Genomic DNA, 16,979 nt, shown 5'->3' on the forward strand with positions numbered 1-16,979 from the left:
TTACTCCAGTTCTAAACGCTGAATCTGTAAGCCGTCATCCGCCACGATCTGTAGCTGGTCGTTATTGCAGAGCGGGCAGCGGCGGACGTGCTGCGAGACAAGATGGACGTACTGCTGGCAGCGTTCGCACCAGCATTCAGCCTGTTGTTCGGCGATATGCAGTTCGCACCCCTCCGCCAGCGTGCCCCGGCAGACCAGCTCAAAGCAGAAGGTCAGGGCGCTGGCTTCCACACAGGAAAATGCGCCGACCTTGAGCCACACGCCGGTCACCCGTCGCGCGCCGGCCTGCTGCGCCTGTTGTTCAATAATTTCCAGCGCCCGCTGGCTGAGGGTGATTTCGTGCATAGTCGCCTCCGTATCGCAATGCGCCTTGTATGCAATAACGATGCCAGAATGAAATCGTCGTGGCCGTCGATGTCGATGTCGACGCCCCGGGGCTGTCATCGACATGTCGCGTCGGCAGGGATGAATACAAAAACATAGTTAAATCAATTAAATAAAACCTGGCATGAAAAATGCTTAGAGGGTGCATCTCATGCAACGGAGAAACCGATATGACTATTTGGGAAATAAGTGAAAAGGCGGATTACATCGCCGACCGCCACCGGCAGCAGCAGGAGCAGTGGCACATCTACTGTAACTCGCTGGTTCAGGGGATCACCTTGTCGAAGGCCCGCCTGCATCACGCGATGAGCTGCGCGCCGGATAAAGAGCTGTGCTTCGTGCTGTTCGGCCATTTTCAGGTGTTTGTCGCGCTGGCGGAAGGCTTTAACAGCCACACCATCGAATACTACGTCGAAAACAAAGGCGGCGGTGATAAGTACCTGATTGCTCAGGCCACGCTGGCGGCAGATGGCACGGTGGACGGGCGGATCAGCAACCGCTCCCGCGACCAGGTGCTGGAGCACTATCTGGCGATTATCGCCACCGTCTATGACCGTCTGTATGACGCCATGGAGCAAGACCAACCGGTGGATTTAAGCCATCTGGCCCTGACCCACTGATCGCGAGGTGTCGACACGTGTCGAAAATGACACCTGCGCAACCTGATTTCGTCAAAAATGACTTTCACCCGAGGATGACCCGGTGAACCGTTTTGTAATTGCTGACTCCACTGTCTGTATCGGCTGCCGCACCTGCGAAGCCGCCTGCTCTGAGACGCATCGCCAGCACGGCCTGCAGGCTATGCCGCGGCTGCAGGTGATGCGTAATGAAAAAGAATCGGCACCGCAGATGTGCCACCACTGCGAAGATGCCCCCTGCGCCACCGTCTGCCCGGTTAACGCCATCCAGCGCGTCGATGGCGCCGTCCAGCTCAACGAGAGCCTGTGCGTAAGCTGCAAACTGTGCGGCATCGCCTGCCCGTTTGGCGCCATCGAATTTTCCGGCAGCCGTCCGCTGGATATTCCGGCCAATGCCAATACCCGACTGGCGCCCCCCGCGCCGCCGGCGCCGGCCCGTGTCAGCTCGCTGCTCGACTGGGTGCCCGGCGTGCGCGCCATTGCCGTGAAATGCGACCTCTGCCACTTCGATGACCAGGGCCCGGCCTGCGTGCGGACCTGCCCGACCAACGCGCTGCTGTTGGTGGATAGCCGGGATATCGCCCAGGCCAGCAAGCGTAAACGCCAGCTGACCTTTAATACCGACCTTGGCGACTTGTCGCTGTTCCAGGCGCAACAGGGGGAGAGGGAATGAGTGTAATGGGATTAGTCAATCAGGCGGTAATGTGGTACGCCGCCAGCGCCGTGCTGGCCTTTGTGTTTGCCATGCGTAAACCGCTCAGCGGCGCTATTGCCGGGATCGGCGGCGCGGTGGCCAGCGCCATGCTGGTGGTTGCCGGCGGCGCAGCGCTCTTGATGCCGGAACGGATCCACGGCGGCATGCTGCAGTTTCTGCATCTGACGATGCGGGTGGGCGGTGTCAACGCGCTGTGGCTGCTGGCCATCGGCCTGTCGGCGCTGCCGGTGTCATTGTTCAATATTAGCTGGCATCGCCATCCGCAGGTGAAGGCCAACGGCCTGCTGGTCAACCTGCTGCTGGCCGCCGCCACCTGCGCGGTGGTGGTGACCAATATCGGTTCGCTGGTGGTGATGGCGGAGATCATGGCGCTCTGCGCGGCGTTTCTCACCGGCTGCGCCGCCTCCGGTAAGCTGTGGTTTGCCCTGGGGCGTCTCGGCACGTTGCTGATGGCCTGGACCTGCTGGCTGGTGTGGTCGACCTACGGCACCCTCGAGCTGGCGCAGATCAACCTGCAGGCGGTGGATATGATGCAGAACCCGCTGCTGTGGCTACCGGGGCTGGTGGGTTTCGCCCTGCTGGCCGGGGCGATCCCGCTGCACGGCTGGGCGCCGCAGGCTCACGCCGGGGCCAGCGCGCCAGCCGCCGCGCTGTTTTCCACCGTGGTGATGAAGGTCGGTCTCTACGGCATGCTGACCGTCTCGCTGGCCGGCGGTGTGCCGCCGCTGTGGTGGGGCGTCATGCTGCTGGCGCTGGGGATGATCACCGCCTTTATCGGCGGGCTGTATGCCCTGATGGAGCATAACATTCAGCGTCTGCTGGCCTATCACACCCTCGAGAACATCGGCATCATCCTGCTGGGGCTGGGCGCCTTTGTTACCGGCGTGGCAACCCGCAACAGCACGCTGATGGTGCTGGGTTTTATCGGCGGTATGTATCACCTGATTAACCACAGCCTGTTCAAAACCACGCTGTTCCTCGGCGCCGGGGCGGTGTGGTTCCGTACCGGCCATCGCGATATCGAGAAGCTGGGCGGCATCGGTAAAAAAATGCCGTTGATCTCCCTCGCCATGCTGGTAGGACTGATGGCAATGGCGGCCCTGCCGCCGCTGAACGGCTTCGCCGGCGAGTGGGTTATCTACCAGTCCTTCTTCAAAATGAGCACCGGCGACCTGTTTATTGGCCGTCTGCTGGGGCCGCTGCTGGCCGTCGGCCTGGCGATCACCGGCGCACTGGCGGTGATGTGTATGGCGAAAGTCTATGGCGTGACCTTCCTCGGCGCGCCGCGGACGAAAGAGGCGGAAAACGCCACCTGCGCCCCCTGGCTGATGACCCTGAGCGTAATACTGGCGGCGGTCTTCTGCCTCGTTGGCGGCATCGCCGCGCCGTGGCTGCTGCCGCTGGTGAGCGGCGCCTTCCCGGTGCAGGCTCAGGTATCGAGCGTGGTATCGCAGCCGATGATCGCGCTGCTGCTTATCGCCTGCCCGCTGCTGCCGTTCCTGCTGATGATCTTCTTTAAAGGCGATCGCCTGTCGGCGCGCTCGCGCGGCGCGGCGTGGGTCTGCGGTTACGACCACGAGCAGTCGATGGTGGTAACGGCCCACGGCTTTGCCATGCCGGTGAAAGAGGCCTTTGCGCCGTTGCTGAAGCTGCGTCACTGGCTGAACCCGGTGCGTCTGGTGCCGGGCTGGCAATCGGCCTCGGCGCCGGCGCTGCTGCGCGGGATCGCGCTGGTTGAGCTGGCGGTGCTGGTGGTGATTGTCATTTCGCGAGGAGCCTGAGAATGAGTCTGTTAATTGCATTGCTACAGGCGCTGGTGCTGTTTGCCGTCGCGCCGCTGTTGTCCGGGATCGTTCGCGTCGCCCGCGCGCGGCTGCATAACCGCCGTGGACCGGGGGTACTGCAGGAGTATCGCGATATCCTGAAACTGCTGAGCCGCCAGAGCGTGGGCCCTGACGCCTCGGGCTGGGTGTTTCGCCTGACGCCGTACGTCATGGTGGGCGTGATGCTGACCATCGCCACCGCGCTGCCGGTGGTGACGGTGGACTCCCCGCTACCGGTGCTCGGGGATCTCATCACCCTGATCTACCTGTTCGCCATCGCCCGTTTCTTCTTTGCTATTTCCGGTCTGGACACCGGCAGCCCGTTTACCGCGCTGGGCAGCAGTCGCGAAGCGATGCTCGGCGTGCTGGTGGAGCCGATCCTGCTGCTGGGCCTGTGGGTGGCGGCGCAGGTCGCCGCCTCGACCCATATCAGCACCATCACCGATACCCTTTACCACTGGCCGGCGGCGCACAGCATTCCACTGATTCTGGCGCTGTGCGCCTGCGCCTTCGCCACCTTTATCGAGATGGGCAAACTGCCGTTCGATCTGGCGGAAGCGGAGCAGGAGCTGCAGGAGGGCCCCCTGTCGGAATACAGCGGCAGCGGCTTTGGCATCCTGAAGTGGGGCATCAGCCTCAAACAGCTGGTGGTGCTGCAGATGTTTGTTGGGGTCTTTTTCCCGTGGGGCCAGATGACCAGCTTCAGCGTCGGCGGCCTGCTGTTGGCGCTGGTGGTCGCTGTCGTCAAGCTGGTAGTCGGGGTGCTGATTATCGCGTTGTTTGAAAACAGCATGGCGCGTTTGCGTTTTTGTGCCACCTCCCGCGTCACCTGGGCCGGGTTTGGTTTCGCCTTTTTAGCTTTCGTCTCCTTGCTGGTGGCGTGATTAAGAGAGTTTGAGCATGTCTGAAGAAAAAATCGGTCAACACTATCTTGCGGCGCTGCACCAGGCCTTTCCGGGCGTGGTGCTGGACGAAGCCTGGCAGACCAAAGACCAGTTAACTATCACCGTGAAGGTCAACTACCTGCCGGAAGTGGTGGAGTTTCTCTACTACCAGCAGGGTGGCTGGCTGTCGGTGCTGTTCGGCAACGATGAACGTAAGCTCAACGGCCACTACGCGGTCTATTACGTGCTGTCGATGGAGCAGGGCACCAAATGCTGGATCACCGTGCGCGTGGAAGTGGACGCCAACAAACCGGAATACCCGTCGGTGACGCCGCGCGTCCCGGCGGCGGTGTGGGGCGAGCGCGAAGTGCGCGATATGTACGGCCTGGTGCCGGTCGGCCTGCCGGACGAACGTCGTCTGGTGCTACCGGACGACTGGCCGGACGAACTCTATCCGCTGCGCAAAGACAGCATGGACTACCGCCAGCGCCCGGCGCCGACCACCGACGCGGAAACCTACGAGTTCATTAACGAGCTCGGCAGCAAGAAAAACAACGTGGTGCCGATCGGCCCGCTGCACGTCACCTCTGATGAACCTGGCCACTTCCGCCTGTTCGTTGACGGCGAGAACATTATCGATGCCGACTACCGCCTGTTCTACGTCCATCGCGGGATGGAAAAGCTGGCGGAAACCCGCATGGGCTATAACGAAGTGACCTTCCTGTCGGACCGGGTGTGCGGCATCTGCGGCTTCGCCCACAGTACCGCTTACACCACCTCGGTGGAGAACGCGATGGGCATCGTGGTGCCGGAGCGGGCGCAGATGATCCGCGCCATTCTGCTGGAGGTGGAACGCCTGCACTCGCACCTGCTGAACCTCGGTCTGGCCTGCCACTTTACCGGCTTTGACTCCGGCTTTATGCAGTTCTTCCGCGTGCGCGAAACCTCAATGAAGATGGCGGAAATTCTCACCGGCGCGCGTAAAACCTACGGCCTGAACCTGATCGGCGGGATCCGCCGCGACCTGCTGAAAGAGGACATGATCCAGACCCGTCAGCTGGCGCAGCAGATGCGCCGCGACGTGCAGGAGCTGGTGGATATGCTGCTCAGCACGCCGAATATGGAACAGCGTACCGTCGGTATTGGCCGTCTGGATCCGGAAATCGCCCGCGACTTTAGTAACGTCGGCCCGATGGTGCGCGCCAGCGGCCACGCCCGCGACACCCGCGCCGACCACCCGTTTGTCGGCTACGGCCTGCTGCCGATGGAAGTCCACAGCGAGCAGGGTTGCGACGTAATATCTCGCCTCAAGGTGCGGATCAACGAGGTTTATACCGCGCTGAATATGATTGATTTCGGTCTCGATAACCTGCCGGGCGGCCCGCTGATGGTGGAAGGGTTCACCTATATTCCGCACCGCTTCGCACTGGGCTTCTCCGAGGCGCCGCGCGGCGACGATATCCACTGGAGCATGACCGGCGACAACCAGAAACTGTACCGCTGGCGCTGCCGGGCGGCGACCTATGCCAACTGGCCGACCCTGCGCTATATGCTGCGCGGCAACACCGTTTCCGATGCGCCGCTGATCATCGGCAGCCTCGACCCGTGCTACTCCTGTACCGACCGCATGACCGTTGTCGACGTACGCAAGAAGAAGAGCAAAGTGGTGCCGTACAAAGAGCTGGAGCGCTACAGCATCGAGCGTAAAAACTCGCCGCTGAAATAAGGAATCGCCATGTTTACCTTTATTAAAAAAGTTATTAAGACCGGCACCGCGACGCACGCCTACCCGCTGGAGCCGATGCCGGTAGACAAAAACTTTCGCGGCAAGCCGGAGCATACGCCGCAGCAGTGTATCGGCTGCGCGGCCTGCGTGAATGCCTGCCCGTCGAACGCCCTGATGGTCGAGACCGATCTGACCACTAATCAGCTGGCGTGGCAGTTCAACCTCGGGCGCTGCATCTTCTGCGGCCGCTGTGAAGAGGTGTGCCCGACGGCGGCGATTAAGCTGTCGCCGGAGTATGAGCTGGCGGTGTGGAAGAAAGAGGATTTCCTCCAGCAGTCGCGCTTCGCTATCTGCCACTGCCGGGAGTGCCAGCGTCCGTTCGCGGTGCAGAAGGAGATCGACTACGCCATCGCGCTGCTCAAGCATAACGGCGATACCCGCGCCGAGCTGCACCGTGAAAGCTTCGAAACCTGCCCGGAATGCAAGCGCCAGAAATGCCTGGTGCCGTCCGATCGTATTGAACTGACCCGCCATATGAGGGAGGCCAGCTGATGAGTACTTTACTTGGCCCGCGCGATGAAAACGGCATACCCGTGCCGATGACGGTGGATGAATCCATCGCCAGCATGAAGGCCTCGCTGCTGAAGAAGATTAAACGTTCGGCCTACGTCTACCGCGTCGACTGCGGCGGCTGCAACGGTTGCGAAATCGAAATTTTCGCTACCCTTTCGCCGCTGTTCGACGCTGAACGCTTCGGGATTAAAGTGGTGCCTTCGCCGCGCCATGCCGATATCCTGCTGTTTACCGGGGCGGTGACCCGCGCCATGCGCTCCCCGGCGCTGCGCGCCTGGCAGTCGGCGCCGGATCCGAAGATCTGTATCTCCTACGGTGCCTGCGGCAACAGCGGCGGCATCTTCCACGACCTGTACTGCGTCTGGGGCGGTACCGATAAAATCGTACCGGTCGATGTCTATATTCCGGGCTGCCCGCCGACGCCCGCCGCCACCCTGTACGGCTTTGCCATGGCGCTCGGCCTGCTGGAGCAGAAAATCCATGCTCGTCTGCCAGGCGAACTCGACGAACAGCCGACCGAGCTGCTGCATGCCGATATGGTGCAGCCCCTGCGGGTGCGCATCGATCGCGAAGCGCGGCGTCTGGCGGGCTATCGCTATGGCCGGCAGATTGCTGACGACTATATGCGTCTGCTCGGCCAGGGCGACAGCCAGGTGCTGCGCTGGCTGGAGGCGGAGAAAGATCCGCGTCTGACCGAGATCGTCACCCATCTCAACCAGGTGGTCGAGGGGGCGCGTATCCGATGAGCGAGACGGTGGTGTTCAGTCAGCTGAGCCGTAAATTTATTGATGAGAACGACGCCACGCCGGATCAGGCGCAGCAGGTGGTCTATTACAGCCTGGCGATTGGCCACCACCTCGGCGTCATCGACTGTCTCGAGGCGGCGCTGAGCTGCCCGTGGGACGCGTATCTGGCATGGATCGCCACCCTTGAGGCCGGGAGCGCCGCGCGGCGCAAAATGGAGGGCGTGCCGAAGTATGGCGAAATCGTCATCGACAGCAGCCATGTGGCGATGCTGGCCAACGCCTTTGATAAAGCGCAGTCCGCGCAGACCCCGCAGCAGCAGGCGTGGAGTAAAACGATGCTCAGCATGCTGCATGATATTCACCAGGAGAGCGCCATCTATCTGATGGTGAGGAGATTACGTGACTGACGTTTTACTCTGTGTTGGCAACAGCATGATGGGCGACGACGGCGCCGGCCCGCTGCTGGCGGAGATGTGCGCGGCGAACCCGGCCGGCCAGTGGGTGGTCATCGACGGCGGCAGCGCGCCGGAAAACGACATCGTGGCGATCCGTGAATTACGCCCCGAACGCCTGCTGATTGTCGATGCCACCGATATGGGCCTCAACCCCGGTGACATTCGCGTCATCGATCCCGACGATATCGCCGAGATGTTTATGATGACCACCCATAACATGCCGCTCAACTATCTGGTCGATCAGCTGAAAGAGGACGTCGGCGAGGTGATTTTCCTCGGCATTCAGCCGGATATCGTCGGTTTTTATTATCCGATGACCCAGCCGGTAAAAGAGGCCGTTGCCCGGGTGTACCAGCAGCTGGCAGACTGGCAGGGCCAGGGCGGCTTTGCCCGGCTGGAGGCCGCAGACGATTAACCCAGCGGCGAACCGGGCTCTCCGCCGGCGCACGACTGACCTGCCGGGAGCCCCGTTCCCGGCGGCGCCAGCTCAAGATTCTCTATCACTAATTTCCCGGGCGACACCGAGACTCTGACCTGCGTGCCGACCGGAAACCCCGCCTGCTCCAGCCAGTCGCCGTTCAGGTTCAGGGCTGCGTGGCGGGTGTAGCGCCGCGTCTCCCGCGTTTTGCGGTCTTCATGGCGTTTTCTGACATATCCCACGGTTAACTGGCGAATGGCCCTGGCTATCCCTCTGGCTGCGGTAGTGTGCTGTGCGCTCATGATGTGCTCCTTGCTGAAGATACCCCTGTAAAAGTACTGGATAAAATACCAGTTATTGTGAACAGGAGGCAAACCAGAAACTGGAATCAGGCTCGAGAAAAAAGCATGTAATAGATGCAACAGAAAGCAGACGCCCGTCCCCCGTTTATCGCGGGGAATGGGCGCGCGTGGGCGAGGACGCTTAGTCGAGATCGGCGCCGTTGCTGGCTATCACCTTCTGGTACCAGAAGAATGACTTTTTACGCTTACGCGCCAGGGTGCCGTTGCCGGCATCGTCGCGATCGACATAGACAAAGCCGTAGCGCTTGCTCATCTCGCCGGTTGACGCCGAGACCAGATCGATGCAGCCCCAGCTGGTGTAGCCCAGCACCGGAATACCGTCTCCGATAGCGTCGCGCATTGCCCTGATGTGCTCGCGCAGGTAGCTGATGCGATAGTCGTCATTGATGTCGCCATTGGCATCGATCTCATCGCGGGCGCCAAGCCCGTTTTCCACCAGGAACAGCGGTTTCTGATAGCGGTCGTACATCATGTTCATGGTGATGCGCAGGCCCAGCGGGTCGATGCCCCAGCCCCATTCGCTGGCCGGGATGTGCGGGTTCTTCAGCGACTTGACGATATTGGCGGCGTTGGTATTGCTGGCGTTCATCTCCGCCGAGGCGCAGCGCGACGCATAGTAGCTAAAGGAGACGAAATCGACGGTGTTTTTGAGGATCTCGTCATCGCCCGGCTGTTTCGCAATCGTGACCCCTTTTTCCCGGAACACCCGCGCGGCCCACACCGGATAGGCGCCGCGCGCCTGGACGTCGATAAAGAACAGATTTTCGCGGTCCTTCTCCAGCGCCATCCACACATCTTCCGGCTTGCAGGAGTAAGGATAGAAATTGCCGCCCGCCAGCATGCAGCCGACCTGATTTTGCGGGTTAATCTCATGGGCGATTTTTGTCGCCAGCGCGCTGGCCACCAGCTCGTGATGCGCGGCCTGGTACTTCACCTGCTCCTGATTTTCACCCTCTTCAAACACCAGCCCGGCGCCGGAGTAGGGGCTGTGCAGCATGATGTTGATTTCATTGAAGGTGAGCCAGTATTTCACCAGACCGTCAAAAGCTTCAAAGCAGGTGCGGGCGTAGTGGCTGAAAAAATCCACCATTTTGCGGTTGCGCCAGGAGCCGTACTCCATCACCAGATGCATCGGCACGTCGAAATGACACAGCGTGACCAGCGGCTCGATACCGTGCTTTTTGCACTCCTCAAACAGTGAGCGATAGAAGGCGATGCCCTGCGGATTCGGCTGTTGCTCGTCGCCGCGCGGGAACAGGCGGCTCCAGGCGATGGAGGTTCGAAAGACGCTGAACCCCATCTCGGCCATCAGGGCAACATCTTCTTTATAGCGATGGTAAAAATCGATCGCCTCATGGCTGGGGTAAAATTCGTCTTCACGCAGCGTAAAGCGCTTCTCCAGGCCTAATTTTACCGGCAGGCGGTGAGCGCCGTGGGGGAGGGTATCCACGGTGGTCAGCCCCTTACCGCCTTCAAGATAAGCGCCTTCAGACTGGTTGGCGGCCAGTGCGCCGCCCCATAAAAATCCCTGTGGGAAACTCGCCATGCATTACCTCATTATCAATTGTGTGTTCAGGCGTGGGATGCCTGGGCCCGGGCCTGGCGCGCTCTGGCGTCGGCAGCGGCCTGTTCAACGGGAATATCTTCAAAGCCGAGGATCAGCGTCAGGGCAAACGACAGCACCACCGACAGCGCCATCACGCCAAATACCCAGACGATAGTCATCGGATTGGCTGGATCGAAAAACTGCACGCTGGTAAACAGCCCTGGCGCCGCCATCGAATGGCTGGCCAGACCGGCGATTCCCGCCACCGCGCCGCAGATAAAGCCGCTGATTAAGCTGGCGATCAGCGGGCGCTTCAGGCGCACCGCCACGCCGTACAGCGCCGGTTCGGAAATCCCGGCCAGAATCGCCGATGCCGCGGCGGCCAGCGCCGTCTGGCGCAGCTCCGGGTTTTTGGTTTTCCACGCCACCGCCAGCGACGATCCGCCCAGCGACAGGTTGGCGCCGATCTCCGATGGCATCACCATGCCCTCTTTGCCGGTTTCGGCGATGGTCTGAATGATGGTTGGCGTAAAGACGCGGTGCATCCCGGTCATCACCAGCAGTGGCCACAGCCCGCCCATGATCGCCACCGACAGCCAGCCGAGATAGCTGTGGATCGTATACACCAGCGCGGAAATGGCGCTACCGATCCAGATGCCCAGCGGGCCAATCAGCAGGATCGCCAGCGGGGCGGCGATCAGCACGATCAGCATCGGCTTAAGGAAGTTTTTCGTCACCGCCGGGGTAATGCGATCCACCCAGCGCTCGATATACGACAGGCACCAGGTCATCACCAGCGCCGGGATCACTGTATAGGTGTATTTCACCGCGGTAACCGGAATAAAGGCGAATTCAACGTGTTCGCCCTGGGCGGCTTTGGCCATCAATTCGATAAACCCGGGATGCACCAGCACCCCGGCGATGGCGATAGCCAGCGACATATTGGTTTTGAATTTCACCGCCGCGGAGGCGGCCACCATCAGCGGCAGGAAGAAAAACGCGCCGTCGCCGATAAGCGTCAGGAGGGTCAGCGTCGGTGAGCCTTTCGGCAACGCGCCGCTCATCTCGAGGATCATCGCCAGCAGCTTGACCATCGATCCGCCGATAATCGCCGGGATCAGCGGCGACATGGTGCCGATCAGCGCGTCAAGGATCCCGGCGCCGATGCGTTTCAGGGTTAGCGGCGCTTTGCCCTGCGGCTCAGCCGGGCGCAGGTCGCCAGGCAGCAGATTCACGACCTCGCGGTAGGCCTGGGAAACGGTATTGCCGATGATCACCTGGCATTGGTTATCGCTGCGCACAACGCCGAGTACCCCGGTCAGGCCTTTCAGGGTGGGGCTATCGACCTTTTCGTCGTCTTTGACCACGAAGCGCAGACGGGTCATGCAGTGGGTCACGGCGGCGACGTTATCGACTCCGCCGATTGCCTCGACTATCTGTTGCGCCAGGGCTGCATAATTTTTCGACATCGGATTTTATCCTGTTTATCAATAGGGTACTGATCTGCTACCGCGCCGCATCGCCGGGCGATACCATGTTTATATAGGAAACCGGTTCCACAAAATCATGGTGAGTTTCATTTGATTGCGCAAGGAATAAAAAAAGATGATCTCAATTTTGTGATTTTGATCGCGAAGCGTCGCCGTGAGCCGGATCGCGGTGGTGAACAGGGGAATGCTGTAAAAGCGGGAAACGTGCAGTACACTGCCTGCAACTTTTGCAACAGGAAGAATCACATGGCAACGATGCTGGAGGTCGCAAAGCGCGCGGGGGTATCGAAGGCAACCGTTTCGCGGGTACTGTCGGGCAACGGCTATGTCAGTCAGGAGACCAAAGACCGGGTGTTTAAGGCAGTGGCGGAGAGCGGCTATCGGCCTAATCTGCTGGCGCGCAACCTGGCGACCAAAACGACGCAAACCCTGGGCCTGGTGGTGACCAACACCCTGTACCACGGCGTCTATTTCAGCGAGCTGCTGTATCACGTGGCGCGGATGACGGAAGACAAGGGACGACAGCTGATCCTGGCCGACGGCAAGCACAGCGCGCAAGAGGAGCGGGAGGCGATCCAGTACCTGCTGGACCTGCGCTGCGATGCGATCATCATCTACCCGCGCTTTCTCACCGTTGACGAGATGGACGAGATCGTCGAGAACCACTCGCAGCCGATCATGGTGCTTAATCGCCGCCTGCGCCGCCACGCCAGCCACTGCGTCTGGTCCGATCAAAAAGCCTCGGCGATGCGGGTGGTGGAGCGGCTGATTGCGCTTGGCCATCGCGATATCGCCTTTATTACCGGCTCCCTTGACTCACCCACCGGCGTCGAACGCCTTGCCGGCTACAAAGACGCGTTGGCTGGCCACGGCATCGCCCTGAACGAGGCGCTTATCGCGGAGGGGCGCTGGACGCCGGAAACCGGCGCGGCGGCGGTGGAGAGCCTGCGTCAGCGCGGGGTGACCTACAGCGCGCTGGTGGCGAGCAATGACGATATGGCGATCGGAGCGATGAAGCAGCTTCACCAGCTGGGCGTTAAGGTTCCGGATCAGGTCTCGGTGGTGGGGTTTGATGATATTGTGCTGGCGCCGTATATGGTGCCGTCGCTCGCCAGCGTTCGGGTACCGGTGACGGAGATGATTAAAGAGAGCATCAATCGGCTGATATTTATGCTGGATGGTGGGGAGTTCAACTTTCAGCAGAGCTTCCCCGGGGCGCTAATTGAGCGTGATTCACTGGTGGCGGGTCCCTGTGCCTGACGTCGTCAGCTGTCATCGTCACTACTGACGATGACAGCAAATGTTCGATTTAATTCTCTTAACTATCAATGATATAAAAACTGGAACGTATTATGCATACTCCGGCGCCTAACCTTCTTACTGCTGGAGAAATGGATGAACCGTTTCATTATCGCTGATGCGAGCAAATGTATCGGCTGTCGCACTTGCGAAGTGGCCTGCGTGGTGTCCCATCAGGAACATCAGGATTGCGCCGCCCTGACGCCTCACACCTTTCAACCGCGTATTCACGTGATCAAAGGGGTCAATGTCTCCACGGCGACCGCCTGCCGTCAGTGTGAAGACGCCCCCTGCGCCAACGTCTGCCCGAACGGCGCCATCAGCCGCGATAAAGGCTTTGTCCATGTGATGCAGGAGCGCTGCATCGGCTGCAAAACCTGCGTTGTTGCCTGCCCGTACGGGGCGATGGAGGTGGTGGTGCGCCCGGTGATCCGCCATAGCGGCGCCGGACTGAACGTCGTGGCGGAAAAAGCCGAAGCCAACAAGTGCGACCTCTGCTTCCACCGCGAGAGCGGCCCGGCCTGCATGGAAGTCTGCCCGACGCACGCCCTGGTGTGCGTTGACCGCAACAAGCTGGAGCAGATGAATATCGAGAAACGTCGCCGTACGGCGCTGGCCTGGTAAGTCGTGGCATGAACGGGGTGCAAATCCGCATTCGCGGTAAAGTGCAGGGGGTGGGGTTCCGCCCCTTTGTCTGGCAGCTGGCCCGGACGCAGGCCCGCTGCGGCGATGTCTGTAATGACGGTGACGGCGTCCTCGTGCGGCTGGCCGGGGGCGACGATGGTTTTACTGCCGCTCTGGCTGACCACTGCCCGCCGCTGGCGCGTATCGACAGCACCGACTGCACCCCTTATTGCTGGACGGCCACGCCGAAGGATTTCACCATCCGCGAGAGCGGGGCGGGATGCATGCGCACTCAGATTGTGCCCGATGCCGCGACCTGTCCGGCGTGCCTCGCGGAGATGAACGATCCCCGGGCGCGCCGCTACCGCTACCCCTTTATCAACTGCACCCACTGCGGGCCGCGGTTAACCATTATCCGCGCCATGCCCTACGACCGGCCTTTCACCGCAATGGCGCCGTTCCCGCTCTGTTCCCCTTGTGAGGCGGAGTTCCGCGATCCTGCGGATCGCCGTTTTCACGCCCAGCCGGTGGCCTGCCCCGACTGCGGGCCGCGCCTGGAATGGCGGGCAGAGGGGGAAACGCTGAACAGCGAGGCGGCGCTGCAGGCGGCCATCACGCGGCTGGCGGCAGGCGACATCGTGGCGATAAAAGGCATCGGCGGCTTTCATCTGGCCTGCGATGCCGGTAATCCTACTGCCGTTGCCACGCTGCGGGCGAGGAAACACCGTCCGGCGAAACCGCTGGCGGTGATGTTGCCGTCAGCGGCGGGCTTACCCGCCGACGCCGCGGCGCTGATGGGCTCCCCGGCGGCGCCCATCGTACTGATTGCTAAAGCGCAGGTCTCCGGCCTGTGTGACGAGATTGCGCCAGGACTTGCGGAAGTAGGGGTGATGCTGCCGTCTAATCCGCTGCAGCATTTGCTTCTGCAGGCCCTGGCGCGCCCCATCGTCATGACCTCCGGCAACCTTAGCGGCCGTCCGCCGGCGTTAAGTAATGCTCAGGCGCTCAACGACTTAGCCGACATTGCCGACGGCTTTCTCTTGCATAATCGCGACATCCTGCAGCGAATGGATGATTCGCTGGTGCGGTCAAGCGGTGAAATGCTGCGCCGCGCCCGGGGCTACGTCCCGGATGCGCTGCCGCTGCCGCCGGGGCTACAAGACATCCCGCCGCTACTGGCTCTCGGCGCGGATATGAAAAATACCTTCTGCCTGGCGCGCGGCAGCGAAGCGGTGCTGAGCCAGCACTTTGGCGATCTTGGCGAGGAAGGCGTTGAACAGCAGTGGCGCAGCACCCTGCAACTGATGCAAAGCATTTACGCGTTTGTGCCGCAGCGGGTGGTGGTTGATGCCCATCCCGGCTATCGTTCAACGCAGTGGGCGGCGTCCCTGTCGCTGCCGGTGGAGACGGTGCTGCATCACCATGCTCATGCTGCGGCGTGCCTGGCCGAGCACCACTGGCCGCTTGACGGCGGCGACGTTATCGCCCTGACCCTCGACGGCATCGGCATGGGGGAGAATGGCGCGCTGTGGGGCGGGGAGTGCCTGCGGGTTAACTATCGCCAGTGCGAACATCTTGGCGGGTTGCCGGCCGTGGCGCTGCCGGGCGGTGACCTGGCGGCGCGCCAGCCGTGGCGAAATCTGCTGGCTCAGTGCCTGGCCTTTGTCCCTGACTGGCAGGATTATCCGCAGACCGCCCCCCTCCGCCAGCGCAACTGGCCGCTGCTGGCGCAGGCCATCGATCGCGGCATTAACGCGCCGCGCGCCTCGTCCTGCGGACGGCTGTTTGATGCCGTCGCCTGTGCGCTGGATTGTGCGCCGGAGAGCCTGAGCTATGAAGGCGAAGCAGCCTGTCGGCTGGAGGCGCTGGCCGCCAGCTGCCCCGGCGTCAGCCACCCGGTTACGCTGCCGTGGCGCGACGACGTGCTGGACTTAGCAACCTTCTGGCGACAGTGGCTGAACTGGCAGGCGACCCCGGCGCAGAAAGCCTGGGCCTTCCATGACGCCCTGGCCTGTGGGCTGGCGGCGATGGCCCGCGACTGCGCCACTGCCCGCGGTATCGAGACGATGGTCTGCAGCGGCGGGGTGCTGCATAATCGCTTGCTGGCGGCGCGATTGACCTTTTATCTGGCGGATTTTACTCTGCTGTTTGCGCAGCAGTTGCCGGCCGGCGACGGCGCAATCGCATATGGTCAGGCGGTGATCGCCGCCGCCCGCGGGCAGGCTCAAGGAACACAACAATGATAATGACAGTTTTACGCCAGCAGCCGCGCGCTGCGGGACTGGTGTTGGGGTTGATCGCGGCGAACTTACTGGCCTGGTGCTGGGCGCTGCAGGCCTTTGGCGACAGCGGCGCGCTGATGGCCGCCAGCCTTCTGGCCTGGGGCTACGGTCTGCGCCACGCGGTGGATGCCGACCACATCGCGGCGATTGATAACGTGACCCGCAAAATGATGCAGCAGGGGCGGCGGCCTTTCGCCGTCGGGGCCTGGTTCTCGCTGGGCCACTCATCGATTGTGGTATTGGCCTCGGCGGCGATTGCCGCGACCGCCACGGCCTTCAGCGCGCAGATGAGCTGGCTGCATGACACCGGTAGCGTCATCGGCACCGCCGTGTCGGCCCTGTTTTTACTGGCGATGGCTTTTATCAACCTGGTGATTTTACGCAGCGTGTGGCGCAGCTTTCGGGCGTGGAAGCGCGGTGAGAAAGTGAGCGACGAAATCGTCAGCGGCGGCGGGGTGATGAGCTGGCTGTTTGGCAAAACCTTCCGTCTGGTCAGCCGCAGCTGGCAGATGTACCTGGTCGGCTTCCTGTTCGGCCTCGGTTTTGATACCGCTACCGAAATCGGCGTGCTGGGTATCTCCGCCGCCGGCGCGTCGAGCGGGATTTCCGTCTGGTCGATTATGGTCTTCCCGGCGCTGTTCGCCAGTGGTATGGCGCTGGTGGATACCCTCGATAACGTGCTGATGGTCGGCGCCTACGGCTGGGCGTTCAGCAAACCGCAGCGCAAGCTTTATTACAATATGACCATCACCGGCACCTCGGTGGTGGTGGCGCTGTTTATCGGCGGCCTGGAAGCGCTGGGCCTGCTAATGGATAAGTTTGCGCTCAGTGGCGGGATATGGCGCTGGGTGGGGATGTTAAACGATAACCTTGGCGATGCCGGATTTGTGGTGGTCGGGTTGTTTGTCGCCTGTTGGGCGCTGTCGGTGCTTAACTACCGCTGGCGCGGCTACGACAATCTGGCGCGTTAGCTGCAGCATTTTCCCGGCTAAGGCGTTTACGCCGCAAGCCGGG

The 16,979-nt window shown here is 61.6% G+C and carries 17 protein-coding genes; 13 read left to right on the forward strand and 4 right to left on the reverse strand.

Features of this window, described 5'->3' with window-relative positions; all coding sequences use genetic code 11:
• The gene (gene hypA / locus AS136_RS02915) at nt 1-345 is read right to left on the reverse strand and encodes a hydrogenase maturation nickel metallochaperone HypA (protein WP_012540763.1); all 345 of its coding nucleotides are present in this window, start codon (nt 343-345) and stop codon (nt 1-3) included.
• A gap of 209 nt (nt 346-554) precedes the next feature.
• On the opposite strand from hypA, the gene hycA reads away from it, so the two are divergent.
• The 9 genes from hycA to hycI all read left to right on the forward strand — a co-directional run bounded on the left by hycA (nt 555) and on the right by hycI (nt 8,359).
• Complete coding sequence (gene hycA / locus AS136_RS02920) at nt 555-1,004, forward strand: formate hydrogenlyase regulator HycA (RefSeq protein WP_004205645.1); 450 nt, start codon at nt 555-557, stop codon at nt 1,002-1,004.
• Between the two features lie 82 nt (nt 1,005-1,086).
• Nucleotides 1,087-1,695 carry a 4Fe-4S dicluster domain-containing protein gene (locus AS136_RS02925; RefSeq protein ID WP_012540764.1) on the forward strand — a complete coding sequence of 203 codons (609 nt, stop codon included), beginning with the start codon at nt 1,087-1,089 and terminating at the stop codon, nt 1,693-1,695.
• Nucleotides 1,692-3,518, forward strand: coding sequence for a formate hydrogenlyase subunit 3 (gene hycC, locus AS136_RS02930; protein ID WP_023323177.1), 1,827 nt, complete (start codon nt 1,692-1,694; stop codon nt 3,516-3,518). Before AS136_RS02925 ends, hycC begins: the two co-directional genes overlap by 4 nt.
• A 2-nt stretch (nt 3,519-3,520) precedes the next feature.
• Nucleotides 3,521-4,444 (forward strand): respiratory chain complex I subunit 1 family protein, encoded by a 924-nt coding sequence (locus AS136_RS02935; RefSeq protein WP_023323176.1) that lies wholly within the window; start codon nt 3,521-3,523, stop codon nt 4,442-4,444.
• Between the two features lie 16 nt (nt 4,445-4,460).
• The gene (hycE, locus tag AS136_RS02940) at nt 4,461-6,170 is read left to right on the forward strand and encodes a formate hydrogenlyase subunit HycE (RefSeq protein WP_004151044.1); all 1,710 of its coding nucleotides are present in this window, start codon (nt 4,461-4,463) and stop codon (nt 6,168-6,170) included.
• 9 nt (nt 6,171-6,179) lie between these two features.
• A complete protein-coding gene (locus AS136_RS02945) occupies nt 6,180-6,722 on the forward strand; it encodes a formate hydrogenlyase complex iron-sulfur subunit (protein WP_023323175.1) in 543 nt (180 codons plus the stop codon).
• Nucleotides 6,722-7,489: an NADH-quinone oxidoreductase subunit B family protein gene (locus tag AS136_RS02950; RefSeq protein WP_002914891.1), complete on the forward strand. Its 768-nt coding sequence runs from the start codon at nt 6,722-6,724 to the stop codon at nt 7,487-7,489. Before AS136_RS02945 ends, AS136_RS02950 begins: the two co-directional genes overlap by 1 nt.
• Complete coding sequence (locus AS136_RS02955) at nt 7,486-7,896, forward strand: formate hydrogenlyase maturation HycH family protein (protein WP_008806180.1); 411 nt, start codon at nt 7,486-7,488, stop codon at nt 7,894-7,896. Before AS136_RS02950 ends, AS136_RS02955 begins: the two co-directional genes overlap by 4 nt.
• Nucleotides 7,889-8,359 (forward strand): hydrogenase maturation peptidase HycI, encoded by a 471-nt coding sequence (gene hycI / locus AS136_RS02960; protein WP_023298125.1) that lies wholly within the window; start codon nt 7,889-7,891, stop codon nt 8,357-8,359. The genes AS136_RS02955 and hycI overlap by 8 nt, the downstream gene beginning before the upstream one ends.
• Here the strand turns inward: hycI and AS136_RS02965 are convergent.
• From AS136_RS02965 to ascF, 3 genes are all read right to left on the reverse strand, one after another.
• On the reverse strand, nt 8,356-8,664 hold the full coding sequence (locus AS136_RS02965) for a SymE family type I addiction module toxin (RefSeq protein WP_012967361.1): 309 nt from the start codon (nt 8,662-8,664) through the stop codon (nt 8,356-8,358). The genes hycI and AS136_RS02965 overlap by 4 nt on opposite strands.
• 181 nt (nt 8,665-8,845) lie before the next feature.
• Nucleotides 8,846-10,270 (reverse strand): 6-phospho-beta-glucosidase, encoded by a 1,425-nt coding sequence (locus AS136_RS02970; RefSeq protein WP_008806177.1) that lies wholly within the window; start codon nt 10,268-10,270, stop codon nt 8,846-8,848.
• Nucleotides 10,271-10,296: 26 nt separating this feature from the next.
• Nucleotides 10,297-11,739, reverse strand: coding sequence for a PTS cellobiose/arbutin/salicin transporter subunit IIBC (gene ascF, locus AS136_RS02975; RefSeq protein WP_012540772.1), 1,443 nt, complete (start codon nt 11,737-11,739; stop codon nt 10,297-10,299).
• Nucleotides 11,740-12,006: 267 nt separating this feature from the next.
• On the opposite strand from ascF, the gene AS136_RS02980 reads away from it, so the two are divergent.
• From AS136_RS02980 to AS136_RS02995, 4 genes are all read left to right on the forward strand, one after another.
• Nucleotides 12,007-13,020, forward strand: coding sequence for a LacI family DNA-binding transcriptional regulator (locus tag AS136_RS02980; RefSeq protein WP_016161695.1), 1,014 nt, complete (start codon nt 12,007-12,009; stop codon nt 13,018-13,020).
• A 135-nt stretch (nt 13,021-13,155) separates the two neighbouring features.
• Nucleotides 13,156-13,683, forward strand: a complete 528-nt coding sequence (hydN, locus tag AS136_RS02985) for an electron transport protein HydN (RefSeq protein WP_008806174.1) — start codon at nt 13,156-13,158, stop codon at nt 13,681-13,683.
• 8 nt (nt 13,684-13,691) lie between these two features.
• The gene (gene hypF, locus AS136_RS02990) at nt 13,692-15,926 is read left to right on the forward strand and encodes a carbamoyltransferase HypF (protein ID WP_063266662.1); all 2,235 of its coding nucleotides are present in this window, start codon (nt 13,692-13,694) and stop codon (nt 15,924-15,926) included.
• Nucleotides 15,923-16,936: a HoxN/HupN/NixA family nickel/cobalt transporter gene (locus tag AS136_RS02995; RefSeq protein ID WP_008806172.1), complete on the forward strand. Its 1,014-nt coding sequence runs from the start codon at nt 15,923-15,925 to the stop codon at nt 16,934-16,936. Before hypF ends, AS136_RS02995 begins: the two co-directional genes overlap by 4 nt.
• Nucleotides 16,937-16,979: the final 43 nt, after the last annotated feature.

The sequence above is a fragment of the Klebsiella sp. D5A genome, assembly GCF_001620885.1.
Classification (GTDB): domain Bacteria; phylum Pseudomonadota; class Gammaproteobacteria; order Enterobacterales; family Enterobacteriaceae; genus Klebsiella; species Klebsiella variicola.